The sequence below is a fragment of the Micromonospora sp. CP22 genome (genome assembly GCF_009712475.1).
GTDB lineage: Bacteria > Actinomycetota > Actinomycetes > Mycobacteriales > Micromonosporaceae > Micromonospora.
The window spans coordinates 380,539-405,119 of record NZ_VCJO01000005.1 but is presented as its reverse complement, the minus strand read 5'-3'; the positions used below and the strand labels follow the sequence as shown (position 1 = coordinate 405,119).

Here is a 24,581-nt window from a genome sequence, read left to right as displayed (position 1 = left end):
AGCCCGCACCAGGCGGCGGGCGGTGCACCGGTCGCCGCCTGCGCCGACTGCCGGTACGCTGCATCGGGCGACCTCAGCCCGCTCCTGCGCGGCCTGCGGCCACCGTCTCCGACTGGTACATCACAGTGATCGATCCCGACGGCACGAGAGGCGAACCGACGATGACGGCGGCACCCGGTGAGCTTCCCACCGCTGCGGACCCGGCCGTTTCGGGCCAGGCGGCAGAGGATCTGCGGACGTTGTTCGGGCACTCCATCGCCGTCTACGCATCGTTGATCGGGCCGCAGCACGTGGTGGAGACGGCGAACCCGGCGTTCTTCGCCGCCATCGGCGAGCAGCGGGCCCACACCGGCGTACCGCTCGTGGACGTGATGCCCGAGTTGACCAACCAGGGCTTCATCGAGCTGCTCGATCAGGTCTACCGCACGGGTGAGTCCTACACGGGCCGGGACGTCCGGGTCATGTTGGGCGTCGAGCCGCACGCCCGGGAGGCGTACTTCGACTTCACCTACGAGCCGCGCCGGGACACCGACGGCACCGTGATCGGCATCCGCGTGATCGGCGTGGAGACCACGCAGGTCAAGCACGCGCAGCGGTTGATGGCCGAGCACCGCGCCATGCTGGAACAGATCGCCCGCCAGGCACCGCTCACCGAGGTGCTCGACGGCATGGCGCGGTGTATCGAGAACCTCGCCCCGCAGGAGATGCTCGTCTCCGTGCTGCTCACCGACCCCGACGGCCAGCACCTGCGCCACGGTGCCGCGCCCAGCCTGCCGGACTTCTACAACCAGGCCATCGACGGGATCGCCACCGGCGAGGGGGTCGGCTCCTGCGGCACCGCCGCCCACCGGCGGGAACCGGTCATCGTCACCGACATCGCCACCGATCCGTTCTGGGTCGACTTCCGCGAGCTGGCCGAGCGTGCCGGGCTGGCCGCCTGCTGGTCCACGCCGATCCTGGCCCGCGACGGCAGCCTGCTGGGCACGTTCGCCATGTACCACCGCACCCCGCGCGTTCCGCAGGACACCGACCTGGCCCTCGCCCGAGTGTTCACCGGCACCGCCGCGCTGGCCATCGAGCGTCACCACATCGAGCAGGCGAAGCTCGAAGCGGAGGCGCAGGCCAAGGCGGCTCATGACGAACTCGCCAAGGCGATACGCGCGGAGCGGGAACTTCGAGCCGAGGCCGAGCAGCGCGCAGCCGCCGCCGCAGAGCTGAACGCCCAGATGCGCGCCGCCGCAGCCGCCCAGGCCGCCGCGCCACACCCGGAGCACTGCCAGCTCGGCGGCAGGCAGGGCTGCCCCGAACCGGCCGAGATCAAGATCGCCGACTCCTGGGGAGACTCGGCGTGGGGCTGCCCCCGCCATGTCGAGGAGGCCATCCTCAACGTACGGGCGGTCTTCATCGCGACCGAGGAACTCGGCGGCCTGGCCGCCTACGTAAACCGCTGACCGACGGTCCCACGGTGCCGTTCCCCGCAGCCTTGCGGGGTGGGGCGTCGTGGCCGGTGCGGGACCGGGCACCGGCCACGACGAGCTTCTGTCTCCCGCCGGGTCAACCTGCTCGGCTGACCTGCGGCATCGTCGGATCAACCGCCGAGGGTCGCCAACTCCGAGACGACGACGTTGGTCAGGGCCCGGCCGTCCCGGCGGACCTGGCGGAGGTACCACTTCTGGATCGGCGCGTGGGTGGCCTTGGCGAACTGCCAGGGCCCACGTGGGCTGTTGAGCTGCCCGAGGCCGGCGATCGCGGAGTTGATCTGCTCCGGGCTGGGGTTGGTGCCCGCTGCGGCGATCGCCCGGTCCAGCACGGCCGCCGCGTCGTACGACGCCATCACGATCGAGGTGGGTACCCGGCCCGGGTAGGCCGCGTTCCAGGCGGCGACGAATTCCCGGTTCGCCGCGTTGTCCAGGTCGGGTGAGTAGTTCAGGCCGTTGTAGATGCCCTCGGCCGCGTCGCCCTGCTCGGCCAGGCTGGCCGGCTCGGTCACGAAACCCGCCGCGTAGAGCGGCAGGTCAGCGACGGCGGACTCGGCGTACTGCTTGACGAACGTGATGGCGTTCTGCGCGTCGAAGAAGCAGTAGACCGCGTCGGCGCCGGACTCGGCGATCTCGTCCAGGTACGGCCCGAAGTCCTCGGTGACCGGGAACGGGCTGAACACGGCCTTGCCGCCGGGGTTGGCCAACCGGCCGCCGAGTTCGACGAACGTGTCGACGAATCCGCGCAGCTCGTCGCGACCGCTCTGGAAGTCGGGACCGATGGCGTAGACGCTGCCCTGCCCCACCTCCTGTTTGACGAACGGTGCCATGGCCACGCCCGGCTCGACGGAGATCAGGTTGGTGTGCCAGACGTACGTGACGTCGGTCAGCGCCGGTCGTCCCAGCGCGCCGACCAGCGGCACCTTGTGCTCGTCGATGAGCGGATGGATGGCCGCGACGCTACCGCCGTTGATGAGGCCGGTGATCGCCGAGACGCGGTCCTTTTCCAGCAGCTTGGTGGCGGACTCGACGGTCACGTCGCGGTCGTATCCCTCGTCGGCGACGATCAGCTCGGTCGGATGGCCACCCAACTGACCGCCGCGCATGTCCAGGTAGAGCTGGAAACCGTCGCGCAGCTCAGAGCCCGGCGCCTCAAGCGAGCCGGCCAGGACGGTGAGCATCCCGATCCGGATGGTCTGGCGCTCCGGCTCCGACCCACCGTCACAGGCGACGGTGCCGGCGACCAGAACGCCGGCCGTCAGGGCCGCGAGCAACCGGCGGGTGGGGTGGCCGGCGCTCACATCATCCCCAGCAGTTGGGACCGCACCGCCGGGGTCAGCACCTCACCCATCCGGTTGGCCAGGTCGGTCATCTCGTACGACACCTGACCCACGTCGCAGACCGGGGAGGCGAGCACGAGCAGCGACGCCCCGTCGCTGAACGACATGCAGAACATGAAGCCGCCGTCCATCTGGGTCACGTTCGAGATCACCGAGCCCGCCTCGAAGAACCGGGCGGCCCCGACGAGCAGGGCGATCAGTCCACTGCCGGTGGCGGCGAGCTGGTCGGCGCGGTCGCGGGGAAGGCTGTGGTTGTGCGCCAGGACCAGGCCGTCGGTGGAGATGGCGAGGGCATGGCTGACCTCCGGCGTACGGTTCACGAAGTTCTGCAACAGCCAGCTCAGATCGTTCGGGCTTGTCACGACGTTGCTCCAGATCGGGGAGGGGGGTTGGACAGTCAGCGTCAGAGGGGGTTGGGTGCGCGGCGTCCGGCTACGCCCTTGGCGTAGGCCGACATGGCTGCCGCCACGGCCGTCGGGTCCAGCTTCCGACGGGGGTCCGCGATCCGTTGGGGCACCTCGGGGACGAGATGCGGCTGGGGCACCCGGCGTGGCAGCCCGACCTGGGTGGCCAGCGGCGGCGTGGTGGTCGCCCAGGTCTCGCCGGCATCGACCGGCCAGATGACGGCCGCCGAGTCATCGTCCAGGGCGGTCTTGAACCAGCCGTTCACCGTCGGTCCAGCGGGTCGGCCCGAGCCGACCGGTTGGGCCTGGGTTGCCGGTTTGAACAGCGGTGCGGGCGCTGCGGGTCGGGCGACGGGGTTGGGCGACGGCGGTGCGCTCGACCGCCCGGCACCCGCCGTCACGGCACCGACCGGGGCCCGCCCGACGGTGGGCGTCGGGGTACGGGAGCCGGCCACCGGGAGGTCGGCGCGGGCCACCGTCGCGGCGACCGGGCGGGCCACGGCTGCGGAGGGCCGAGGGCGGGTCAACTCGGCTTCCACCGGCTGAAGCTGCTGAGCCGGTCGGCGCTCGACGATCGGCGCGGGCAGCGTGATCTCGGCGACCGTGCCACCCTTCGGCCCGGGACGTAGCTCCACCTTGACCGCGTGTCGGGCGGCGAGCCGGGCGACCACGGTCAGACCCATCGCCCGCACTCCCGACACGTCGATCGTCGACGGGTTGGCCAGGGCCGCGTTCAGGTGCGCGCAGCGTTGCACGGACAGCCCGACGCCCTGGTCGACCACCTGCACGATGGCCCGGTCGGAGAGCGCGTGGCCGGTGACCAGCACCTCGGCGTCCGGCGGGGAGTATCCGGTCGCGTTGTCCAACAGCTCGGCGACCAGGTGCACGATCTCGTCGACCGCCGTGCCGGCGATCGCCAGTTCCTTGTCCACCGTGCCGATCCGGACCCGGGTGTAGTGCTCGATCTGGGACAGCGCGGCCTGGAGCACGTGGTCGAGGGGAACCGGCTCCTGGCGTACCCGGGAGATGCCGGAACCGCCGAGCACCAGCAGGCTCTGGTTGATCCGCGCCATCCGGGTCGCGAGGTGGTCCAGCCGGTACAGCTGCTGGAGGCGCTCCGGGTCGGCCTCGTCCCGCTCCACCTCGTCCACCTGGGCCAGCATCGCGTCCACCAGCCGCTGCTCGCGTCGGGACAGGTGCACGAAGATCTCGGCGATGTTCGCCCGCATCACGGCCTGTTCACCGGCGATCCGGACCGCCTCCCGGTGCAGCGCCCGGGTCGCGGTGGCCACCTCGGCGATCTCGTCGGAGCCGGTGATCCGGAATTCCGCCACCGAGCGATCCGCCACCTCGTCGGGCTGCACGCTCCCGGGTGGGGCGGCGCTGAGTTCCCGCACCACGGCCGGCAGCCGGTCGTACGCCACCTTGGTCACGGTGTTGCGCAGGGACCGCAGCCGGCGGGTGATCCGTCGGGCAACCACACCGGTGAGTACGACGGTGAGCGCCAGGACCAGGAAGATGCCGGCGCCCTGCGCCAACGCGTTCCGCAGTAGTTGTCCGCGTTCGGTGGACACCCGCTCCGCCACGGCGGCGTCCACCTCGCTCTGGATCCGGAACATCTGGCTGACCCAGCCGTCGGTGGCCTCGACCCAGGCGTTCGCGTCGACCGCGAGTCGTCCACCGGGCAGTGTGCGGCCCACCTGATCCTGAAGGCGTTGCGCGGCGACGACCTGTGCGTCGGTGCCGATCTGTTCCCAGTTCGCCACCCAGCCGGGTTCGGCGAGGGCCAGGAAGGCGTTGGTGGCTTCGGCGTACCGGGCCTGTGCGCCGACGATCTCCTGCTGCCCGGCCGGGGTCAGCTCGCCCCCGGCGAGGCTACGCAGCACAATGACCTGGAGCTGGCCGATCGCCTCGCCCGCCTCGGACACCGCCACCGCGGCCCGGACGTCGTCGGCGATGCGCGTCGAGGTGTCGGTGGCCACGGACGCGCGGAAGGCGAGCAGGTCCGCGATGAGGATCCGGTAACTGAAGGCGATGGCGGACAGGGTGGCGCGCGGACTCGCCCGGACCTGCTGGCGCACAGTGCTGAGCGATATCAGACCCGCGTCGACCCGTTGCAGGGCGGAGTTCCCGCTGGACACCTCGGCCCGGCGGCGCTGGAACTCGACGATCTCGGCGTCGGTGCGGGCGACCTGTTCGTCGAAGGCGGCGCTGGCGGCCTGGCCCTGGGTGGTCACCTCGACCGCGGCGATCACGCGTTCGGCTTGGAGGGCGCGGGCGAGCGCACCGGCCTGGGTGGAGAGCGTGACGACGTCGTGCACGGTGCCCGCGTTGAGCACCTGCCGGACCGTGCCCTCAAGGGCCAGGCCGGCGAACCCCACGACGGCGATCAATGGTACGGCTACCAGCAGCCGCAGCAGCCGGACGATACTGCCCCGGGCCAGCCATCCTCGGCGCGCTTCGGCATGGGTGCGCACCGCGGCTGCCGCTGTAACACCTGTCACCGGCGTACTCCGCTCCCTTGCCTCATCGACGTTGATCTCAGCAGGATCCGACGCTCGCGCCGGGGCTACACGGTGGAGGGTGGGCGTACCTGCCCACGTCAGAGCGCATTCCTACCATGGTGTAACGGTTCAGCTCTAGGTCCTCACACGATCGCCGCAGGCTTGACTGGCGTCTCGGACATCAACCGGAAACACGACAGCGAAACTAGTTCAGCCGATCGTTGTGGACGAATGGATGAACGGGCGAGGTATGGCTGGCGGCGGCGCTGTTATGAGCCGAGCCGCGCACATCGCCACCTCATACCCCCGAGGGGTATATGGTGGCGTTGGAGGCGATGACATGTCCCACGCGCAGCACCACGCGAAGCAGCACGGAGACGACGAACACGCCGGGCACGACAAGCACGCCGGGCACGATCCGGCGGCGTTCCGCCGCAAGTTCTGGCTCAGCCTGGCGCTGACCGTGCCGATCGTGGCCACCAGCCACATGGTGATGGACTGGTTCGGCTACGAGTTGGACTTCCCCGGCATCGGCCTGGTGGGACCGGTGCTCGGCACGGTGGTCTTCGGTTACGGCGGCTGGCCGTTCCTCCAGGGCGCGGTACGCGAGATCCGAGACCGGGCACCGGGGATGATGCTGCTGATCGCGATGGCGATCAGCGTTGCCTACGTGGCATCGCTGGCCACCTCGCTCGGCGCGTTCGACCTGGACTTCTGGTGGGAGCTGGCCGCCCTGGTGACGATCATGCTGCTCGGCCACTGGCAGGAGATGAAGGCGATCGGCCAGGCCCAGGGCGCGCTGTCGGCACTCGCCGCCCTGCTGCCCGACGACGCCGAGCGGCTCGACCCGGAGGGGCAGCCGCAGCGGGTCGCGGTCACCGAACTCGGTGTCGGCGACGTGGTCCTGGTCCGGCCGGGCTCGCGGGTCCCCGCCGACGGCACCGTGGTGGACGGCCGCGCCGAACTGGACGAGTCGATGATCACGGGTGAGTCGCGGCCGGTGTCCCGGGCGACCGGCGACCGGGTGGTGGCCGGCACGGTCGCCACCGACGCCGCGCTACGGGTCCGGATCGAGGCCGTCGGTGACGACACCGCGCTGGCCGGCATCCAGCGGCTGGTCAGCGAGGCCCAGCAGTCCAGCGGCCGGGCACAGGTGCTGGCCGACCGATTCGCCGCCTGGCTGTTCTACATCGCCACCGCGACCGCCGTGTTGACCCTGGTGGTCTGGTCGCTGCTGGGCGATGTGGACGAGGCGGTCGTACGCACGGTGACGGTGCTGGTCATCGCCTGCCCGCACGCGCTCGGGCTGGCCATCCCGCTGGTCATCGCGCTGTCCACGGCCGTCGCCGCCAAGGCCGGCATCCTGGTCAAGGACCGGCTGGCCCTGGAACGGATGCGCACGATCGACACGGTGCTGTTCGACAAGACCGGCACGCTGACCCGGGGCGAACACGTCGTCACCGACGTCGCCGCCGCCAGCGGCACGACCGAATCGGACGTGCTCGCCATCGCGGCAGCGGTGGAGGCCGACAGCGAGCATCCGCTCGCCCGAGCGATCGTGGCCGCCGCCGAGCAGGGCGACCAGCGGGTGGCGACCGGTTTCCACTCGCTCACCGGCCGGGGCGTACGCGCCGAGGTGGATGGGGTGACCTACGCCGTGGGCGGTCCGGCACTGCTGCGGGAACTCGACGTGACGGTTCCGGAGGACCTCGACGAGCATCGGCGGGACTGGTCACACCGTGGCGCGGCGGTGCTCTACCTGCTGCGGCTCAACGACGGCGACGCCACCGTCCTCGGCGCGCTGGCATTGGCCGACCAAATCCGGCCGGAGGCCCGGCAGGCCATCGCCGACCTGCGTGGCCAGGGCATCCGCAAGATCGCGATGATCACCGGCGACGCCCGCCCGGTCGCTGAGGCGGTCGCCGCCGACCTCGGGTTCCGCTCCGGCGAGGACGAGGTCTTCGCCGAGGTGCTGCCCGCCGAGAAGGACGACACCGTGACGGAGTTGCAGCGACGCGGACTGCGGGTGGCCATGGTGGGCGACGGAGTCAACGACGCGCCCGCACTGGCCCGCGCGAACGTCGGCATCGCGATCGGCGCGGGCACCGACGTAGCCATCGAGTCCGCCGGGGTGGTCCTCGCCTCGTCCGACCCGCGCGGCGTGAGCGGAGTGATCCGGTTGTCCCGGGCCGCGTACCGGAAAATGCTCCAGAACCTGGTCTGGGCCGCCGGCTACAACGTGATCGCGCTGCCGCTCGCCGCCGGAGTGCTGGCCTGGGCCGGCGTGGCCCTGAGCCCGGCGGTCGCCGCCGTGCTGATGTCGGCCTCCACCATCGTGGTCGCGCTCAACGCCCAACTGCTGCGCCGCGTCGCACTGCGCCCACCAGAAGCCACGTAGGCGCTCGACGACGATCGCAACGAGCAGCGGTGACGGCCTTCGGTCGTACCGCCACGGTCGTCACTTCGCGTCGTCCGGGGCCGGGTGCGGATGCTGCCGGGGAACGGGCGGAGTCTCGGTGCTCGCGTAGCCGGCGGCCTGGAGGGCGAACAGTCCGGCGTAGCGGCCACCGGCGGCGACGAGTGCGTCATGGGTGCCCTCCTCGATCAGACGGCCGTGATCCAGCACGAAGATCCGGTCGGCGTGCCGGACGTTGGCCAGCCGGTGCGTGATCAGGATGGTGGTGGCCTGGCCCCGCCGGTCGCGGATGGCCTGGAACAGCGCGTCCTCGGCACGCGGATCGAGCGCGGAGGACGGCTCGTCCATCACCAGCAGTTCGGCGTCGCGGAGGAAACCGCGCGCGGCGGTGATCCGCTGCCACTGCCCACCGGAGAGATCCTGCCCCTTGGCGAAGGTGCGGTCGAGCAGGGTCTCGTACCCGTGCGGCAGTTCGCGGATCATCTCGTCGGCGACCGCCCGGTGCGCGGCGGCCTCGATCCGGTCCTGCCGGGCCTCGCTGTCGATGTCGCCGATGGCGATGTTCGTGGCGGCGGTGAACGGCCACTTGTGGTACTCCTGGGTGACCACGGCGATGCGTGCGCGCAACGCGTCGGGGTCCAACTCGGACAGGGGTCGTTCGTTCCAGCAGACCGCTCCGTCGCTGGGCGTACGCAGGGCGGCGATCATCGCGGCCAGGCTGCTCTTGCCGGAACGACGCCGCCGGACGGAGCCGGCCTCGCTGCGCGCCCGCATACCCGTCTCCCACCACATGGCCCGCATCTCGGGCAGGACCGACTTCCCGGCCGCTACCCCGGCCTGCTCCGCTCGGTCACGACGCCGGGTCGACGTGGCAGCCATGGACACCTCCTGGGGTCGACGACACGTGGCCGTCGCCCCACCCGTCGGCGACGACGGGCGACATCGTCGACATCGTCGACATTGCCCTAGGCGACCAACCAGCTACTTATGGTCACCGTCGATGGGATGGCGGTCCAGCCCTGTCGGCGCGTCGTGCCGCCGACACCCGGGTTTCCACAGTGGTGGACAGTCAGACGCCGCGCGGGGCGTACATGATGACGGCGACGCCGAGCAGGCAGATCCCGGCGCCTGTGAGGTCCCACCGGTCCGGGCGGAAACCGTCGAAGATCATTCCCCAGGCGAGTGAACCGGCGACGAAAACCCCGCCGTACGCGGCCAGGATGCGGCCGAAGTTCGGGTCGGGCTGAAAGGTGGCGACGAAGCCGTACGCGCCGAGGGCGAGCACCCCGGCGGCGACGAACCACAGCCCCCGGTGCTCGCGCCAGCCCTGCCACACCAACCAGGCCCCGCCGATCTCGGCGATCGCCGCCAGGACGAACAGCAGCACGGAACGCAGCACGGTCACCGCCGCACCCTACCGCCGCGTGCCCGCACCCCGGGTCGACGCGGCGTTACCCTCTGCACGGTGCACGTCGATCCGGATATCGAGCCGAACGCGCCGCGCGGACGGGCCGTCCGCGGCGGCACGGCCAGCCTGCTCGCCGTGATCGCCGTCGGCGGCATGATCGGCGCGGTGGTGCGACACGGGCTGGCCACTGCCTTCCCGCCCTCGCCGCACGGCTTTCCCTGGGCCACCTTCGCCGTCAACGTGTCGGGCTGCCTGCTCATCGGGGTGCTGATGGTGCTGATCACCGAGGCGTGGACCGCGCCGCGACTGGTCCGGCCCTTCCTCGGCGTCGGCGTGCTCGGCGGCTACACCACCTTCTCCACGTACGCCGTCGAGGTGCAACAGGCGGTGGCGGCCGGGGCCGCACGGACCGGCCTGCTGTATCTGGCCGGCACCCTCGTCGCCGCGCTCGCCGCCGTGTGGTCGGGCATGGTCCTGACCCGGCTGGTGACCGGCGTGCACCGGAGCGGCGGATGACCGTCGTGCTGGTGGCGATCGGTGCCGCCCTCGGCGCGCCGCTGCGCTACCTGGTCGACCGGGCGGTGCAGGCCCGCCACGGATCCGTCTTTCCGCTGGGCACCTGCACGGTCAACGTGGTGGGCTCGTTCGTCCTCGGCGTCCTGGTCGGGGGCAGCGCCGTGGGCGCGGTGTCCGGTTCCCTGGTCGCCCTGCTCGGCGTCGGACTGTGCGGTGCGCTGACCACCTACTCGACCTTCGGCTACGAGACGATCCGGCTCTTCGAGGGCGGCGCACGTCTTCATGCGCTGGTCAACGCGGTGGTCAGCGTCGCCGCCGCGCTGGTTGCCGCGTTCGGCGGGGTCGCCCTCGCCGAGGCGCTGTGGACCTAGCTACTCGACGGGATGGGCCATGGTCCCGGTGAGGGCCAGCCCGCCCGGCGACCGGGTGTCCTGCCGGAGGAACTGCACGATCACCGGCACCGACGAGCGCAGCAGGCAGCCGTACGGGCGGTCGAGGCGGACCGCCTCCGGATTGATCAGGTCGTTGACGCGTACGTGCCGGATCCGGCGGGCACCGACGCCGAACGGGTACGGCCCGACCGGCTCGGCGTCCTCGTAGTAGAAGTGGAGCGTCACCTCCGCCTCGGAGTCGGTGGTGTTCAGCACGCACAGCTGGTCGAAGCTGGTGAACTCCGGCTCGACGCCGGTGCCGCCGAACGGGACGTGCCCGCCCGGCACCGCCCACACCCGCGCCATCACGCCTCCTCCAACAGTCGGGCCAGGTCCGGGGTGAGGAACACCCCGTCCGGGTCGAGGCGGCGGCGGGCCGCCTGGAAGTCGTCCCAGCGGGGAAAGAGCGGACGTAGTTCGGCAGCGGTCAGCCAGTGCTTCTTGCCCCAGTGCGGTCGTCCGCCGTACTGCCGGAAGACCGTCTCCATGTCCCGGAAGTAGTCCTCGTACGGCAACGAGGCGTTCTGGAGGCAGGCGATGGTGGTGGTGCGGCGACCGTACGCGGTGCTGAGCCAGATGTCGTCGGCGGCGACGGTACGCACCAGCACCCGCCACCCCACGGTGCGCCGGTGCCGGTCGAGGATCCGTCGGCGTACCTCCGCGAAGCAGTCCGGAAACGCCTCCGACGGGATCATGTACTCGATCTCGTCGAACCGCAGCTCCCGGTGCCGGGGGAAGGTGTGGTGGGTCGGCCCGATCTCCAGTTCGGCGGGCGCGTACCACCCCTCGGACCTGGACATCCGGCTCGCCTCGATCGGCACCTCGGGCACCTCGTCGGCCCGGTTGATGATGCGGATCTTGGTCAGGTCGCTGCGCGGGTACCAGTAGAAGTCCATGTTGCGGTTGGCCTGCTGCAACTCGGCCAGATGGTCCAGCGTCCACCGGACCGGCGCGCACCAGGCCAGGCGGCGCAGGTCCTGGCGGGGTAGCAGGTCGAGGGTGAGCTGGGTGACCACCCCCAGCACGCCGAGCGAGAGGCGGGCCGCCGGCAGCAGGTCGCTGTTGCTGGTCGCGGAGACGTCCAGCACCTCGCCGGTGCCCGTGACCAGGCGCACCTCGGACACCTGGGTGGAGAGCACGCCGAAACGCAGGCCGGAGCCGTGGGTGCCGGTGGCGGTCGCGCCCGCGATGGTCTGGTAGTCCACGTCACCGAGGTTCTCCATCGCCAGCCCGGCGTCGTAGAGGCGCTCGCCCAACTCGCTGAGCCGGCTCCCACCCCCGACGGTGGCCCGGTCACCGGCCTTGTCGATCACACCGGCGAGCCGGTGCAGGCTGACCAGCGTCCCGTCGGTGCGTACCAACGGGCTCGACGAGTGACCCGAGCCGACCGGCCGCAGGGTGGTGCCCGACTCTCGGGCCCGCGACACCAGCTCCCGCACCTCGTCCTCGTCGGCCGGCTCAGCCTGCCCGGACGCGGTGAAGGTCAGGCTGCCGGACCAGTTCACGAACGTGCGGGACACCCACAACCCTCCTCGTGCCGAACCGACCGCGCGCGCTTACCCCCGGGCTGGAGGGGTAGTCATCGCGGGACCGTCCGAGACGGTGTCGGCGCCCACGTCCCTGCGGAGCTGCGAATGGCCTATCCCCCGATCGACTCCTACGCGTTCCTCTCCGACACCCACACCGCCGCGTTGATCGCCGCGGACGGGGCGGTCGAGTGGCTCTGCGTGCCGCACTTCGCCGGTGACGCCGTCCTGGCCCGGCTGCTGGACCGCCGCAACGGTGGCGTCCTCGACCTCACCGTGGCGGGTTGCGCCGAGCCGAGCAGGCGGTACGTACCGGGCACCCTGGTGCTGGAGAGCCGGTACGAGACCGCCGAGGCAACGGCGGTCGTTCACGACTTCCTCGCGGTCCGGCCCGGCGACACCGCCCGGCCGTTGCACGCGGAGAAGACGCTGGTCCGTCGGGTCGCGGTCGAGCGGGGCACCATCCGGCTGGGCATCGAGGTGCGGCCCCGGATCGGGTACGGCGCCACCACGGTGTCCTGGGCGGGAGGTGACGGGCGATGGTGGGCCGCCGACACGCCGCTGCGCGTGGACTGCGCGCTGCCCGGCGAGGTGGTCGACGGCACGCTGCGGTTCTCCGCCGAGCTGTCCGCCGGCCAGACCACCGCCCTGCTGCTCGGCTACGGCGACGACCCGGCCGAACCCGCCGACCCGGCCGACCTGTTGCGGCGGACCTGCCAGACCTGGGAGACCTGGACTCGGCGTACCGATTACCACGGCTTCGGTGCCGACACCGTCCGGCACAGCGCGCTGGTGCTGCGCGGGCTCTCCTTCGACGAGACGGGCGCGCTGATCGCCGCCCCCACCACCAGCCTGCCCGAGGAGATCGGTGGCGTACGCAACTGGGACTACCGCCACGTCTGGCACCGGGACGCGGCCCTGCTGCTGCTCGCGCTCTTCCGGCTCGGGCACGCCGAGGAGGGCCGGCGGTACCTGCGCTTCCTGATGTCCGTCTGCTCGGGTGATCTGCTGACCCCGCTGGTGGGCATCCACGGCACCACCGCGCGGGAGCAGGAGTTGCCGCACCTGGAGGGGTACGCCGGGTCGCGGCCGGTGCGGGTCGGCAACGAGGCCGCCGAGCAGGTGCAGTTCGACACGTACGGGCACGTGCTCGACGCCGCGCTGGCGTATCACCAGCTCACCGGCGAGTTGACCGAGGAGCAGTGGGCGCTGCTGCGTCGACACGTCGACGTGATGGCCGATCGTTGGCACGAGCCCGACCACGGCACCTGGGAGATCCGTGGGCCGCGCCGGCACTACGTCCACGCGAAGGTGATGACCTGGGTCTGCCTGGACCGGGGCATCCGCCTGGCGGAGTTGCTCGGCGACTCGTCGGCGGCGGACGTCGAGCGCTGGCGGCTGGCGCGCGACACGGTGCACGCCGAGGTGCTGGAACGCGGGTTCGACCCGCAGGTGGGCAGCTTCGTGATGGAGTACGGCTCGACCGAGCTGGACGCCTCCCTGCTGCGTATCCCCCTGGTCGGGTTCCTGCCCGGCGACGACCCCCGGATGCTGGCCACCATCGACCGGGTACGCGCCGGGTTGGAGATCGGCCCTGGCCTGCTACGTCGCTACCGGGCCGACGACGGCCTGCCCGGCACGGAGGGTGCGTTCCTGCTCTGCTCCTTCGAGCTGGTGTCGGCGTTGGTGCTGGCCGGACGGCGGGACGAGGCCCACGAGGTGTTCGCCCGACTCCTCGCGTACGCCGGTCCGCTCGGCCTGTACTCCGAGGAACTCGGTGCCGACGGCACCGCACTGGGCAACTACCCGCAGGCGTTCACCCATCTCGCGCTCATCGAGGCGGCGCTGAACCTCGACGGCGCGAGCAACCGGGACGCGTTGCACGCCTGGGCCAGCCGGGGTGGCCCCTGAGCTGGGCGTCCATCGTTTCCGCCGGGCCCGACCGGGAACCATGCCGGCCCGGCGAGCGACTATGGGTACATGCGGTGTGAGCAGTGGCGGGAGATTCTGTCGGCGCAGTTGGACGGTGAGGCCACCGCGGACGAGCAGCAGCGGGTCGGTGTGCACCTGGAGACCTGCGTCGGCTGCCAGACCTGGTTCGACGCGGCGGCGGCGGTGACCCGCCGGACGCGTACCCGGGTGGTGACCTCACAGCCGGATCTGACCGAGTCGATCCTCGCCGTGGCCCCGCCGCCACACCGAAGCCGTCGTACCCGCGTCGCCTCGGCGATCTCCTGGTGGCCGACGTCCCTCGGGCGACCCGGCCTGGTCAACGGGCTGCGTGCCACGCTGGGTCTGCTCGGCGCGGTGCAACTGGTGCTGGGGCTGGCTCAGGTCGGCCGGGGCGACGTCGGCACCCACCTGCACGCCACCGGGCAGCACCTGTGGCACGAGTCCGCCGCGTGGAACGTCGCGGTGGGTGCGGGATTCCTCTTCGTCGCGCTGCGCCGGACCTCCCCGTCGGGGCTGGTGCCGATGCTCGGCGCCTTCGTGGTCACCCTGGTGCTGCTGTCGGTCAACGACCTCGTCACCGCGCAGGTCGAGGTGGAGCGACTGGTGGGTCACGGTTTCCTGGTGGTCGGCTATCTGATCACCGTGTTGCTGGCCCGAAGCTCCCGCAGGCCGGACGGCTCGGGTGATCGACACCAGCCGGAGCGGTCCCGCTGGCGGTTGCGCATCGACGAGATCGACGAGCCCGCCCCGCTGCGGCTGCTGCCGCCACCCTCGGCCCAGGCCCGTTACGGCACCACGCACGCCCAGCACGGCCCGGTCCGGGTCAGCGATGCCCGGCGCTGGGTCGCCTGACGAGGCCCGGAGGACCTCAACCGGCGGCGTCGGGCCGCTCGGTCTGGCGCTCGGCCGAGCGGATCGCCGCGACCAGGTCCTCGCGGGCCCGCGCCACCCGGGACCGGATGGTGCCGACCGGCACGTCACACACCTGCGCGGCCTCGGCGTACGACAGGTCGAGCAACTGGGTGGCCACGAACGCGACCCGGCGCTCGGGTGCGAGACCGTCGAGCAGCCGACGGAGCACCACCTGCTCGTCCACCCCGGCACGTACTCCGGCCGGAATGCTCTCCACGGTGGCCTGCCAGTCGCTGAGGTTCGCGGTCCGTGGTCGGCAGGTGGCGGCGCGCACCTGGTCCACGGCGACCCGGCGGGCGATGGCGAGCAGCCAGGTCCGGGCCGTCGAGCGGCCGGCGAACGACGGCAGCGACCGCCAGGCCCGCAGGTACGTCTCCTGGACCAGGTCGTCGACGTCCCGCACCCCGGGCAGGTGGGCCAGGAACCGACGTACGTCGTGCTGGGTGGCCCGCACGAACGCCGCCGCGGCGGCGTGGTCGCCCCGGCCCGCGGCGAGCGCGTACCCGCTGATGTCGTCGGTCACGGCTGTCATCGCCGTATTGGTCGGCCGTACCCGACGATTGGTTCCCCCGGTGGGCGGACGATCGTAGGACCGGTGTCTCAGCCGCCCCGCGCAGCACGCCTTACACTGCATCGATGAGGCACCTGGGGTGAGCGTGTGGAACGCCGTGCTGGCTGATCTGCCCGCCCCGTGCATGGAGGTGGCCCGGTGAGGACTGGCCCGGCCGCCGGGCGCACCGGCTACTTCCACGAGGCGCTCTGTTACGCCTCGGAGGAGGAGCTGCTCGCCGTCGTGGTGCCGTTCCTGGTCGGCGGCGTCGCGGCGGGCGAGCCCACGTTCGTGGCGCTCGGTGAGCGCACCGGCAACCTGGTCCGGGCCGCGTTGCCCGCCGACACGAAGGTCGAGTTCCTGTCCGGCGGCGACGTCTACGGCCGACCCACCGCCGCCATCCGGATGTACCGCCATCTCCTCGCCGACCTGGTCGCCGACGGGGCCACCCAGATCCGGATCATCGGCGAGGTGCCCGCGTTCGGGCTCGGCCCCACCTGGGACTGGTGGGGTCGGTACGAGTCGGCGATCAACCGCGCGTACGACGACTGGCCGCTGTGGAGCATGTGCGCGTACGACACCCGGACCACCGCGCCGGGGGTGCTGGCGGACGTCGCCGCCACCCATCCGCACTTCGCCGCGACCGACGGGCGGCACCTGCCGAGTGCTGGGTACGTGCCCCCGGAGACCTTCCTGCGCCGGGCGCGCCCGGTGCTCCCTGATCCGATCCAGGCGGACCCGCCCCTGGTCGAGCTGCGCGACCCGACGGCGGCGCAGGCCCGCGCGGCCGTGCACCGGGTCGGCCAGGGCCGACTACGGGACGACGAGTTCGACGACTTCGTGGTCGCCGTCAGCGAGACGGTCACCAACGGGCTGCGCCACGGCCTTCCCCCGGTCCGTCTCCGGGTCTGGGTCGGCACGGACCGCATCGTGGCCACCGTCAGCGACGGCGGCACCGGCCCGGACGACCCGTACGCCGGGCTGCTGCCGTCGGCCGCCGGGGAGCCGGGCGGGCTGGGCCTGTGGATCACCTACCAGTCGTGCAACCACGTCACCCAGCACCGGGACTCCGAGGGCTTCACCCTGCGGCTCACCGGCGGTCGACCACCGGGTGCCTGAGCACGGACACGAAAGCGCCGGGCCGGTGGCAACCGGCCCGGCGCTGAGTCGCGTACCGGCTACTTGCGGAACGCGTCCTTGATCTTCTCGCCGGCCTGCTTGAGGTTGGCGCTCATCTGGTCACCCCGACCCTCGGCCTCCAGCCGCTCGTTGTCGGTGGCGCGCCCCACGCCCTCCTTCACCTTGCCGCCGGTGTTCTGCGCGGTGTTGTCGAACTTGTCTTCGATACCCATGTCGGCCTCCCGGGGTTCCTGTTGCTACGAACAGTCATGTACCCAGCCGGGCTGGGGCCAACCGGAAAAACTCAGGCGACCTGGCGAAACCGCCGCAGCCGCAGGCTGTTGGCCACCACGAACACCGACGAGAACGCCATCGCCGCACCGGCGATCATCGGGTTGAGCAGCCCGGCAGCCGCCAGCGGCAGGGCTGCCACGTTGTAGGCGAAGGCCCAGAACAGGTTGCCCTTGATGGTGCCGAGGGTGCTGCGGGCCAGCCGGATCGCGTCGACCGCAGCCAGCAGGTCGTCCCGGACGAGAGTCAGGTCGGACGCCTCGATCGCCACGTCGGTGCCGGTGCCCATCGCCAGGCCGAGATCGGCCTGGGCCAACGCGGCGGCGTCGTTGACCCCGTCGCCGACCATCGCCACCACCCGGCCCTCTCCCTGCAACCGGGCGACCACCTCGACCTTCTCCGTCGGCAGCACCTCCGCGATCACCTCGTCGACGCCGACCTCGGCGGCCACCGCGCGGGCGACCGTGGCGTTGTCACCGGTCAGCAGCACCGGCTTGAGTCCGAGGGCGCGCAGTCGCCGTACCGCCTCCGCGCTCGTCGGCTTCACCTGGTCGGCGACGGCGAGTACGCCACGGGCCCGACCGTCCCAACCGACCAGCACGGCCGTACGCCCCGCCGCCTCCGCGTCGACGGCCGCCCGCGCGACATCGTCCGGCACGACCAGACCTCGTTCGCGCAGCAGCCGGGCCCGGCCGAGCAGCACCTCCCGGCCGTCCACGGTGCCGACGACGCCCAGCCCGGCGACGTTGGCGAAGTCGGTGACCGGCGGCAGTTCGCCGATCTCGGCAGCACCGGCCACCACGGCGTGGGCGAGGGGATGCTCGGAGCCGTTCTCCAGGGCGGCGGCCAGCCGCAGCACCTCGTCGTGCTGCTCGCCCTGGGCGGGGGTCACCCCGATCAGGCTCATCCGTCCGGTGGTCACGGTGCCGGTCTTGTCCAGCACCACGGTGTCCACCCGCCTGGTGGACTCCAGTGCTTCGGGCCCCTTGATCAGGATGCCGAGCTGCGCGCCACGTCCGGTGCCGACCAGCAGCGCGGTCGGCGTGGCCAGGCCGAGGGCACACGGGCAGGCGATGATCAGCACCGCCACGGCGGCGGTGAACGCGGCGGCCGGGCCGGAACCGTTACCCAGCCACCAGCCCAGCGTGCCGACGGCCAGGGCGATCACGATCGGCACGAAGACCCCGGAGATGCGGTCGGCGAGCCGCTGGGCGGCGGCCTTGCCGCTCTGCGCCTGCTCGACCAGCCGGGCCATCTGGGCGAGTTGGGTGTCGGCACCCACCCGCGTCGCGGTGACCACCAGTCGGCCACCGGCGTTGACGCAACCACCGATCACGGCGTCGCCCGTGGCCACCTCGACCGGGACCGACTCCCCGGTGACCAGGCTGGCGTCGACCGCCGAGGAACCCTCCTCCACCGTCCCGTCGGTGGCGATCTTCTCGCCGGGCCGCACCACGAAGCGGTCCCCCACCGCGAGCTGGTCGACCGGAATCCGGGTCTCCACCCCGCCGCGCAGCACGGAGACGTCCCGGGCACCCAACTCCAGCAGGGCCCGCAGGGCCGACCCGGCGGTGCGCTTCGCCCGCGCCTCGAAGTAGCGCCCGGCGAGGATGAAGGTGGTCACCCCGGCGGCGGCCTCCAGGTAGATGTTGCCCGCGCCGTCGGTGCGACCGATGTCGAAGCTGAACGGGTGGGTCATCCCCGGGGTGCCGGCGGTGCCGAGGAACAACGCCCACACCGACCATCCCAGGGCGGCCAGCGTGCCCAGCGACACCAACGTGTCCATGGTCGCGGCACCGTGCCGCAGGTTGACCAGCGCGGCCCGGTGGAAGGGCAGCCCGCCGTAGACCACCACGGGGGCGGCCAACGTCAGCGAGAGCCACTGCCAGTAGGTGAACTGCCAGGCCGGCACCATGGCCAGCACGATCACCGGCACGCTCAGCGCCACCGACACCCACAGCCGGGTACGCAGGGCGGTCAGCGGGTCGGTCGGCTCGGCGGCGGCCGTCGGCGCGGCCGAGGTGGGCGGCGGCAGGGTGGCCCCGTAACCGGTCTTCTCGACCGTGGCGACGAGGTCGTCGGCGGTGACCGGGTCGGCGTAGGAGACGCTCGCCTTCTCGGTGGCGTAGTTGACGCTGGCCTGCACGCCGTCCATCCGGTTGAGCTTCTTCTCGATCCTGGAGGCGCAGGACGCGCAGGTCATCCCGCTGATGGCCAGCTCGATCCGGTGCGGCGCGGAGGTCAGGGGTCGGCTCGTGCTCATGGCTGGTCCCGTCAGTCGTGCCCGTGCCCGGGGCTGCCGTGCCCGTCCTCGGGCTCGGTGTCGTGCTCGGGCGCGGTGGTGGCGTGCTCGTCGGCCTCGGTGGTGGAGTCGCCCACGTGCACCGTGAACTCGGCGGTCCGCACCACGCCCCGGTGGCGGAAGTCGAGGTAGATCCGGTACGCCCCGGCCGAGGGGAACTCGGTGCCGAAGCTCACCTGCGGGCCGGGGGTGGTCCGCCCGTCTCCGGGGGTGCCCTCGGGGTGCACGTGCAGGTAGGCCAGGTCACCGCGGCGTAGCGCCACCAGGTGACCGTACGCGCCGAGGTACGGCTCCAGGTCGGTGACCGGTGCCCCGTCCCGGCTGACCGTCAACGTCAACGTCGCCTGACGTGCCGGTTGCGGAGTACCGGCCAGGGTGACGGTGTAGCCGTCGACGGTGACGCTGCTCGCCGGGGCGGGCAGCGGTCGTTCGACCAGCGCGCCGGGGACGGTCACGTCGACGCCGAGCGTCAACGGGACGCCGCCGGTCGGGGTGAAGTCGGCGAAGACGCGCCACGCACCGGGCGAGTCCAGCGGTGAGGCGATCCGCCAGGTGCCGTCGTCGGTCAGCTCGGGGTGGACGTGCCGGAAACCGGAGAGGTCGCGGCGGGCGACGATGAGGTGCATCCGCTTGTCGTGGGTGACGTCGTACCCGGTCACCGGACGGCCGTCGGGGCCGGTGATCCGGAACGCGAACTCGCCGGTCGGCGCACTGACCGGCACCAGGGTGAAGCCACGGTCGGAGACGAGCAGGCCGCCGGGCAGGTGCCCGGCCGCCTCCTCGCCGTGCCCGGTCGCTCCGTCGTCGCGGACGTCACCGCCATGGTCGGCGCTCTCGCTGTCGTGACCGGCTTCGGCCACGTTCACCGGGCCGGTCAGCTGCCCCACCCCGTACGTCGCGCCGAACACCGCTGTCAGGCCGAGTGCGAAGCCGATCAGCTTCGTCGCCGTGTTCATGGTTCACCCTTCGGTTCCGCCCGCCGGCCGTCAGGCGCCGGCCAACTCGTATCCGGCCTCGTCCACGGCGGCCCGCACCGCGTCGTCGGACAGCGGCTGGTCGCTGGTGACGGTGACCCGACCGGCGGCCAGGTCCACCTGGACGTCCTGCACTCCCTCGATCGCGCCGATCTCGGTGCTGACCGCGCTGACGCAGTGCCCGCAGGTCATGCCCTGCACCTGGTACGTCGTGCTGACCATGGAACTCTCCTCCACCTTCTCGGGCAGGCGAACGCCCACCCTGATACCCATAGGGGGTATACAGCGGATCGACCGTACCATACCCCCCAGGGGTAGGTTATCCTTGCCGCCATGAGCACACCCGCGCCGATCCGTGGCTACACCGCCAGCAAGGACCAGCTCCTCGCCCGGCTGCGTCGGGTGGAGGGCCAGGTGCGCGGCATCGAGAAGATGGTCGACGAGGACCGCTACTGCATCGACGTGCTGACCCAGATCTCCGCCATCCAGGCCGCCCTGGACAAGGTCGCCCTCGGCCTGCTCGACGGGCACGCCCGGCACTGCATGCACGAGGGCGCCGCCGAGGGGCGTGCCGACGAGATGGCGACCGAGATGATGGCCGCCGTGGGCCGCCTGATGAAGCGCGGCTGACCCCGACCCGACTCACCGACGCACCCCTCGCGACCTGCGTCGGAATACCGGGCTGGTTACCATTCGCACACGATGGCCAGCCGAAATCCGCGCCTCGCGGCCCGAGGTCGCTGTCGGGCGTACGCCCGCACGGCTGCCACGACTCCACCGGCACCTCACGGTACGCAGCCACCCAGCCACGTTCAGGCCATCCCGGCTGCCCTACGGAATCTGTCGTCGGGCGGCACTGAACCGTCTCGCCCATCGACACGTACTCAGCCCTGAATCGTTGGGAGACAATGAATGGGCGCCGACCACACCCGTTCCGCGCCGCCCACCCCGCCCGGGGTGCGGCGGATACTCGTCGTGACGGTGGTCCCCCTCTTCCTGGCCACCCTGGTCGCCGCCCTCGTGCTCTGGCCCCGGGACGCACCCCGCCCCGAGGCCGCCGACGACACCCCCCGCTACCACGGCACGGTCACCCGGGTGGTCACCGAGCCCTGCCCGCCCAACCCGGCGGTGCCCGAGGGCACGCCGACCACCGCGGCAGGGCCCTGCGGCACGGTCACCGTACGGGTGCAGACCGGCCCGGACGCCGGCCAGGAGGTGCAGACGCCCATCCCGACCGGACCCGGAGCGCCCCGGATCGACGTCGACGACGACATCATCCTGGTCTCGCTGAGCGATCCGGAGGATCCCTCGGTCAGCAACTACAACATCGCCGAGCACCAACGCGGAAAGCCGCTGGTGTGGCTGGCCGTCCTCTTCGCCGCCGCCATCGTCGCCTTCGGGCGGCTGCGCGGGCTGGCGGCGCTGGGTGGTCTCGCCGCCAGCTTCGCCATCCTGTTGACCTTCGTGCTGCCCGGGATCAGCGCCGGTAGTCCGCCGCTCGTGGTCGCCATCGTCGGCGCCTCGTTGATCATGTTCGTGGTGCTGTACCTGACCCACGGCATATCCGCCCAGACCTCGGTGGCCGTGCTCGGCACGCTCGCCAGTCTGGTGCTCACCGGGCTGCTCGGGCTGGCCGCGACCGGGGCCACCCACCTGACCGGGTTCGGTAGCGAGGACGCCACCACCCTGTCCATGTTCCGCGCCGACGTCGACCTGCACGGCCTGCTGCTGGCCGGCATCATCATCGGCTCGCTGGGGGTGCTCGACGACGTCACGGTCACCCAGGCCGCCGCGGTCACCGAGCTGCGCCACGCCAACCCGAACTACACCCGCCGGGAGCTGTACCGCTCGGCCACCCGGGTCGGGCGCGCGCACATCGCCTCGGTGGTCAACACCATCGTGCTGGCGTACGCGGGCGCCTCGCTGCCGCTCCTGCTGCTGTTGACCGCCGACTCCCGCGCGCTGGGTCAGATCGTGACCAGCGAGTTCCTCACCACGGAGATCGTCCGCAGCGTGGTGGCCACCCTCGGCCTGATCGCCGCGGTGCCGCTGACCACCGCGCTGGCCGTGCTGGTCAGCACCGCCGGGCGCGGTGCGGCCGACACCGACTCCGACAAGCCCACCCCCGTGGTTCCCCGACCCGCGCCGGACCGGGCCGAAGCGCTACACGCCCTCAGCACCCCACCCACGCGAAACACGTCCCCCGCCACCCCCTCGGGGTGGCCCGACCCGGACAGGAGCACGGACACCAAATGGTGACACTCCTCAACGTGACCGTCCCGACCCGTAGGGCTCGAAACCGTGTCGCTGGTCACTCAACGCGATTACGAAATGACGCATCTCGTCGGGTTAGGGACGTAGAAGCACAGTCGGACGGTCGGGTAACCTCACTGCCGGTCACCGCCGAAGGCGCGCACCGGCGCCTGCGGTACCACCGCCCAATCGCCGTCAGGCGAGCCGGGGACCCAGGTACGTGGGGTGAATCCGCGCAAGCGGTAGGGGCCACTTCCGTCCCGAACCCGTCAGCTAACCCGGTCGGCGGTCGATGGAAGGGAAAACAGTGACGGCACCCCTACGCCGCTGGTTGACACCCGTGGTGGCCGTGCTCGCCGCGTTCGCCGTGCTCGCCGGTCCGATGCCGGCGACGGCCGCGCCGAACGACCCCAAACCGGCGGAGCACGACGACGATCCGCCGATGCTCAACGACCTGATCGAGGCGACCACCCGGGACTACTCCAAGGCCAAGGCGAAGCTGGAGAAGTCCAAGAAGCGCCAGCTCAAGTTGGCGGTCGAGGTCCGCTCGGCGCAGGCCGACCTGGACGCGCTCGCCCCGCAGGTCGCCAAGATCGCCACTCAGTCGTACCGCACCGGCCGGGTCGGCGCGATCGCCATGCTGTTGCAGAGCACCGCACCGGACTCGTTCATCCACCGGGCCTCGGCGCTGGACGAGTTGAACCTCTTCAACGACAAGAAGCTGGGCGAGGTCAACGCGATCAAGCTCCGTGCCGAGCAGGCCAAGCTCGCGCTCGACGCCGAGGTGCGCGAGCAGAAGAAGCTGACCAACGACATAGCGCGCAAGAAGAGCGAGGCGGAGAAGTCGCTCCGGCTGGTCGGCGGTGTCGGCCTGACCGGCGGGCTGGTGGACGCCACCTCCCCGGTGGCCCGGGTCGCCCCGAACCGGGCCGCGGACGGCAGCTGGAAGCCCGAGTCGTGCAGCCAGAAGGACCCCACCACGTCGGGTTGCATCACGCCTCGGACACTGCACATGTACAAGGAGGTCAAGCGGGCCGGATTCAACAGGTTCGTCGGCTGCTACCGCCCGGGGGACAAGTTCGAGCACCCCAAGGGCCGAGCCTGTGACTGGTCCCTGCAGAACAGCGGCTTCCGGCCGTGGCACAACAACGACACCCGGATCTACGGCAACAACCTGGCGGCCTTCCTGGTCCGCAACGCCGACCGGCTGGGCGTCTACTACGTGATCTGGAACCGGCAGATCTGGTTCGCGGCGACGGAGCGTTGGAGTTCCTACAGCGGCCCGTCCAACCACACCGACCACGTACACGTGTCACTGCTCTGACCGCTCGATCCCGACCACCGAGGGCCGTTCCGCTGGCGGAACGGCCCTCGTCGTCAGGCATGAGGGTCAGCGGGTCCGCCGGCGGTGTCACGCGGCGGCCCCGGCGGTCGCGGTCAGGGAACGGCTGCCACCGCCGCCTCGGCCAGCTCGGCCGGTTCCGCGGCCACCGTCCGCACCTCACCGGCGGCCAGCCGGTACGACATCCCGACCACCGCGCACCGCCCGGCACCCACCTCCGCCGCGAGGGTCTCCGAGGAGGCCAGCATCGTCTCGACGGTCCGCGCGATGTGGATGTCCACGATCCCGTCCAGGTCGCGCACCCCGACCTCCCGTGCCCGGTGCAGGCTCGGCACCACCGCGTCGACCACGGCACCCAGGTGACCCGGGGGCGCGGTGGCGGTGGTCAGCGCGTCACAGGCCGCCCGGACGGCACCGCACGAGTCGTGCCCGAGCACCACCACCAGCGGCGTACGCAGCACCAGCACGGCGTACTCCACGCTGCCCAGCACCTCCGGCCCGACGGTGTGCCCGGCGGTGCGGACCACGAAGAGGTCACCCAGTCCGCGATCGAAGATGATTTCGGCGGCGAGGCGGGAGTCGGAGCAGCCGACGATAACCGCGAAGGGGTGCTGTTCGTCCGCGACCGCGGCCCGCCGCCCGGCGTTCTGGTTCGGGTGCCACAGGGTGTCGGTGACGAACCGTCGGTTACCGGCGAGCAGTTCGGCGAGGGCCTGCTGCGGAGCGCCGGGAAGATCTGCGGTGAGGAACTCGCGTTCCGGTCCGGGCTGTGGGCCGAGTGTTCCGGGTCGACTCATTCGGCTGCACCTCTTCACTGGGAGGAATGCCTGGTCATCCCGGGCCGGCGCTGGTCACGGGCTGC

Annotated in this window: 22 protein-coding genes, 1 pseudogene and 1 riboswitch; of the genes and pseudogenes, 10 read left to right on the top strand and 13 right to left on the bottom strand. The window is 71.6% G+C overall.

Translation table 11 applies throughout. The annotated features are described in order from the left end of the window. The first annotated feature begins 161 nt into the window (after window positions 1-161). Window positions 162-1,451 carry a GAF domain-containing protein gene (locus FF096_RS12690; RefSeq protein ID WP_155217525.1) on the top strand — a complete coding sequence of 430 codons (1,290 nt, stop codon included), beginning with the start codon at window positions 162-164 and terminating at the stop codon, window positions 1,449-1,451. 137 nt (window positions 1,452-1,588) lie between these two features. On the opposite strand, the gene FF096_RS12685 is transcribed toward FF096_RS12690, so the two are convergent. From FF096_RS12685 to FF096_RS12675, 3 genes are read right to left on the bottom strand one after another with little or no spacing between them, the layout of a single operon-like run. Beyond that, window positions 1,589-2,779, bottom strand: a complete 1,191-nt coding sequence (locus FF096_RS12685) for an ABC transporter substrate-binding protein (RefSeq protein ID WP_309223182.1) — start codon at window positions 2,777-2,779, stop codon at window positions 1,589-1,591. Further along, window positions 2,776-3,180, bottom strand: a complete 405-nt coding sequence (locus FF096_RS12680) for a roadblock/LC7 domain-containing protein (RefSeq protein ID WP_309223181.1) — start codon at window positions 3,178-3,180, stop codon at window positions 2,776-2,778. The genes FF096_RS12685 and FF096_RS12680 overlap by 4 nt, the downstream gene beginning before the upstream one ends. 41 nt (window positions 3,181-3,221) lie before the next feature. Next, window positions 3,222-5,726 carry a nitrate- and nitrite sensing domain-containing protein gene (locus FF096_RS12675; protein ID WP_155217521.1) on the bottom strand — a complete coding sequence of 835 codons (2,505 nt, stop codon included), beginning with the start codon at window positions 5,724-5,726 and terminating at the stop codon, window positions 3,222-3,224. A gap of 340 nt (window positions 5,727-6,066) precedes the next feature. On the opposite strand from FF096_RS12675, the gene FF096_RS12670 reads away from it, so the two are divergent. Beyond that, the gene (locus FF096_RS12670; RefSeq protein ID WP_155217519.1) at window positions 6,067-8,124 is read left to right on the top strand and encodes a copper-translocating P-type ATPase; all 2,058 of its coding nucleotides are present in this window, start codon (window positions 6,067-6,069) and stop codon (window positions 8,122-8,124) included. A gap of 60 nt (window positions 8,125-8,184) precedes the next feature. Here FF096_RS12670 and FF096_RS12665 read toward each other — a convergent pair. Continuing rightward, window positions 8,185-9,078, bottom strand: a pseudogene (locus FF096_RS12665) (ATP-binding cassette domain-containing protein); the annotation flags it as partial. A gap of 133 nt (window positions 9,079-9,211) precedes the next feature. Continuing rightward, window positions 9,212-9,547 (bottom strand): YnfA family protein, encoded by a 336-nt coding sequence (locus FF096_RS12660; protein WP_309223180.1) that lies wholly within the window; start codon window positions 9,545-9,547, stop codon window positions 9,212-9,214. 60 nt (window positions 9,548-9,607) lie between these two features. Between FF096_RS12660 and crcB (FF096_RS26640) the strand changes: the two genes are divergently transcribed. Both crcB (FF096_RS26640) and crcB (FF096_RS12650) read left to right on the top strand, forming a co-directional pair. Beyond that, a complete protein-coding gene (gene crcB, locus FF096_RS26640) occupies window positions 9,608-10,066 on the top strand; it encodes a fluoride efflux transporter CrcB (RefSeq protein ID WP_309223179.1) in 459 nt (152 codons plus the stop codon). After that, window positions 10,063-10,437 carry a fluoride efflux transporter CrcB gene (gene crcB / locus FF096_RS12650; RefSeq protein ID WP_155217517.1) on the top strand — a complete coding sequence of 125 codons (375 nt, stop codon included), beginning with the start codon at window positions 10,063-10,065 and terminating at the stop codon, window positions 10,435-10,437. Before crcB (FF096_RS26640) ends, crcB (FF096_RS12650) begins: the two co-directional genes overlap by 4 nt. Here crcB (FF096_RS12650) and FF096_RS12645 read toward each other — a convergent pair whose 3' ends face one another. Continuing rightward, the gene (locus FF096_RS12645; RefSeq protein WP_155217515.1) at window positions 10,438-10,803 is read right to left on the bottom strand and encodes a sensory rhodopsin transducer; all 366 of its coding nucleotides are present in this window, start codon (window positions 10,801-10,803) and stop codon (window positions 10,438-10,440) included. It lies immediately after the preceding gene. Next, window positions 10,803-12,017, bottom strand: a complete 1,215-nt coding sequence (locus FF096_RS12640) for a D-arabinono-1,4-lactone oxidase (RefSeq protein WP_309223178.1) — start codon at window positions 12,015-12,017, stop codon at window positions 10,803-10,805. Before FF096_RS12640 ends, FF096_RS12645 begins: the two co-directional genes overlap by 1 nt. A 114-nt stretch (window positions 12,018-12,131) precedes the next feature. Here FF096_RS12640 and FF096_RS12635 point away from each other — a divergent pair, with 114 nt between their 5' ends. Next, window positions 12,132-13,934 carry a glycoside hydrolase family 15 protein gene (locus tag FF096_RS12635; RefSeq protein ID WP_155217511.1) on the top strand — a complete coding sequence of 601 codons (1,803 nt, stop codon included), beginning with the start codon at window positions 12,132-12,134 and terminating at the stop codon, window positions 13,932-13,934. 69 nt (window positions 13,935-14,003) lie between these two features. Continuing rightward, window positions 14,004-14,828 carry a zf-HC2 domain-containing protein gene (locus FF096_RS12630; protein ID WP_155217509.1) on the top strand — a complete coding sequence of 275 codons (825 nt, stop codon included), beginning with the start codon at window positions 14,004-14,006 and terminating at the stop codon, window positions 14,826-14,828. Between the two features lie 16 nt (window positions 14,829-14,844). Here the strand turns inward: FF096_RS12630 and FF096_RS12625 are convergent, their stop codons facing one another. Continuing rightward, window positions 14,845-15,420 carry a sigma-70 family RNA polymerase sigma factor gene (locus tag FF096_RS12625; protein WP_155217507.1) on the bottom strand — a complete coding sequence of 192 codons (576 nt, stop codon included), beginning with the start codon at window positions 15,418-15,420 and terminating at the stop codon, window positions 14,845-14,847. A 177-nt stretch (window positions 15,421-15,597) separates the two neighbouring features. Here FF096_RS12625 and FF096_RS27170 point away from each other — a divergent pair, with 177 nt between their 5' ends. Beyond that, complete coding sequence (locus tag FF096_RS27170) at window positions 15,598-16,557, top strand: anti-sigma factor RsbA family regulatory protein (protein ID WP_309223177.1); 960 nt, start codon at window positions 15,598-15,600, stop codon at window positions 16,555-16,557. A 59-nt stretch (window positions 16,558-16,616) separates the two neighbouring features. On the opposite strand, the gene FF096_RS12615 is transcribed toward FF096_RS27170, so the two are convergent. The 4 genes from FF096_RS12615 to FF096_RS12600 all read right to left on the bottom strand — a co-directional run bounded on the left by FF096_RS12615 (window position 16,617) and on the right by FF096_RS12600 (window position 20,346). Then, complete coding sequence (locus FF096_RS12615; protein ID WP_155217505.1) at window positions 16,617-16,790, bottom strand: CsbD family protein; 174 nt, start codon at window positions 16,788-16,790, stop codon at window positions 16,617-16,619. Window positions 16,791-16,861: 71 nt separating this feature from the next. Continuing rightward, entirely contained in the window at window positions 16,862-19,111 is a 2,250-nt protein-coding gene (locus tag FF096_RS12610; protein WP_155217503.1) for a cation-translocating P-type ATPase, read from the bottom strand. Between the two features lie 11 nt (window positions 19,112-19,122). Continuing rightward, complete coding sequence (locus tag FF096_RS12605) at window positions 19,123-20,106, bottom strand: hypothetical protein (protein ID WP_155217501.1); 984 nt, start codon at window positions 20,104-20,106, stop codon at window positions 19,123-19,125. 30 nt (window positions 20,107-20,136) lie between these two features. Further along, window positions 20,137-20,346 carry a heavy-metal-associated domain-containing protein gene (locus tag FF096_RS12600; protein ID WP_155217499.1) on the bottom strand — a complete coding sequence of 70 codons (210 nt, stop codon included), beginning with the start codon at window positions 20,344-20,346 and terminating at the stop codon, window positions 20,137-20,139. Window positions 20,347-20,457: 111 nt separating this feature from the next. Here FF096_RS12600 and FF096_RS12595 point away from each other — a divergent pair, with 111 nt between their 5' ends. From FF096_RS12595 to FF096_RS12585, 3 genes are all read left to right on the top strand, one after another. Next, window positions 20,458-20,754: a metal-sensitive transcriptional regulator gene (locus FF096_RS12595; protein ID WP_093408543.1), complete on the top strand. Its 297-nt coding sequence runs from the start codon at window positions 20,458-20,460 to the stop codon at window positions 20,752-20,754. Window positions 20,755-21,036: 282 nt separating this feature from the next. Further along, window positions 21,037-22,383, top strand: a complete 1,347-nt coding sequence (locus FF096_RS12590; protein WP_155217497.1) for a YibE/F family protein — start codon at window positions 21,037-21,039, stop codon at window positions 22,381-22,383. Window positions 22,384-22,549: 166 nt separating this feature from the next. After that, window positions 22,550-22,681, top strand: a riboswitch (cyclic di-AMP (ydaO/yuaA leader). Window positions 22,682-22,684: 3 nt separating this feature from the next. Continuing rightward, window positions 22,685-23,701 (top strand): hypothetical protein, encoded by a 1,017-nt coding sequence (locus tag FF096_RS12585; protein ID WP_309223176.1) that lies wholly within the window; start codon window positions 22,685-22,687, stop codon window positions 23,699-23,701. 113 nt (window positions 23,702-23,814) lie between these two features. Here FF096_RS12585 and FF096_RS12580 read toward each other — a convergent pair whose 3' ends face one another. Further along, window positions 23,815-24,516, bottom strand: a complete 702-nt coding sequence (locus FF096_RS12580; protein ID WP_155217493.1) for a carbonic anhydrase — start codon at window positions 24,514-24,516, stop codon at window positions 23,815-23,817. Window positions 24,517-24,581: the final 65 nt, after the last annotated feature.

Excerpts from the sequence above, each read along its gene's own strand:
- FF096_RS12690 (WP_155217525.1), top strand. The coding sequence starts at position 162 with ATGACGGCGGCACCCGGTGAGCTTCCCACCGCTGCGGACCCGGCCGTT.
- FF096_RS12670 (WP_155217519.1), top strand. The coding sequence starts at position 6,067 with ATGTCCCACGCGCAGCACCACGCGAAGCAGCACGGAGACGACGAACAC.
- crcB (WP_155217517.1), top strand. The coding sequence starts at position 10,063 with ATGACCGTCGTGCTGGTGGCGATCGGTGCCGCCCTCGGCGCGCCGCTG.
- FF096_RS12645 (WP_155217515.1), bottom strand. The coding sequence starts at position 10,803 with ATGGCGCGGGTGTGGGCGGTGCCGGGCGGGCACGTCCCGTTCGGCGGC.
- FF096_RS12635 (WP_155217511.1), top strand. The coding sequence starts at position 12,132 with ATGGCCTATCCCCCGATCGACTCCTACGCGTTCCTCTCCGACACCCAC.
- FF096_RS12630 (WP_155217509.1), top strand. The coding sequence starts at position 14,004 with ATGCGGTGTGAGCAGTGGCGGGAGATTCTGTCGGCGCAGTTGGACGGT.
- FF096_RS12625 (WP_155217507.1), bottom strand. The coding sequence starts at position 15,420 with ATGACAGCCGTGACCGACGACATCAGCGGGTACGCGCTCGCCGCGGGC.
- FF096_RS12615 (WP_155217505.1), bottom strand. The coding sequence starts at position 16,790 with ATGGGTATCGAAGACAAGTTCGACAACACCGCGCAGAACACCGGCGGC.
- FF096_RS12610 (WP_155217503.1), bottom strand. The coding sequence starts at position 19,111 with ATGAGCACGAGCCGACCCCTGACCTCCGCGCCGCACCGGATCGAGCTG.
- FF096_RS12605 (WP_155217501.1), bottom strand. The coding sequence starts at position 20,106 with ATGAACACGGCGACGAAGCTGATCGGCTTCGCACTCGGCCTGACAGCG.
- FF096_RS12600 (WP_155217499.1), bottom strand. The coding sequence starts at position 20,346 with ATGGTCAGCACGACGTACCAGGTGCAGGGCATGACCTGCGGGCACTGC.
- FF096_RS12595 (WP_093408543.1), top strand. The coding sequence starts at position 20,458 with ATGAGCACACCCGCGCCGATCCGTGGCTACACCGCCAGCAAGGACCAG.
- FF096_RS12590 (WP_155217497.1), top strand. The coding sequence starts at position 21,037 with ATGGGCGCCGACCACACCCGTTCCGCGCCGCCCACCCCGCCCGGGGTG.
- FF096_RS12580 (WP_155217493.1), bottom strand. The coding sequence starts at position 24,516 with ATGAGTCGACCCGGAACACTCGGCCCACAGCCCGGACCGGAACGCGAG.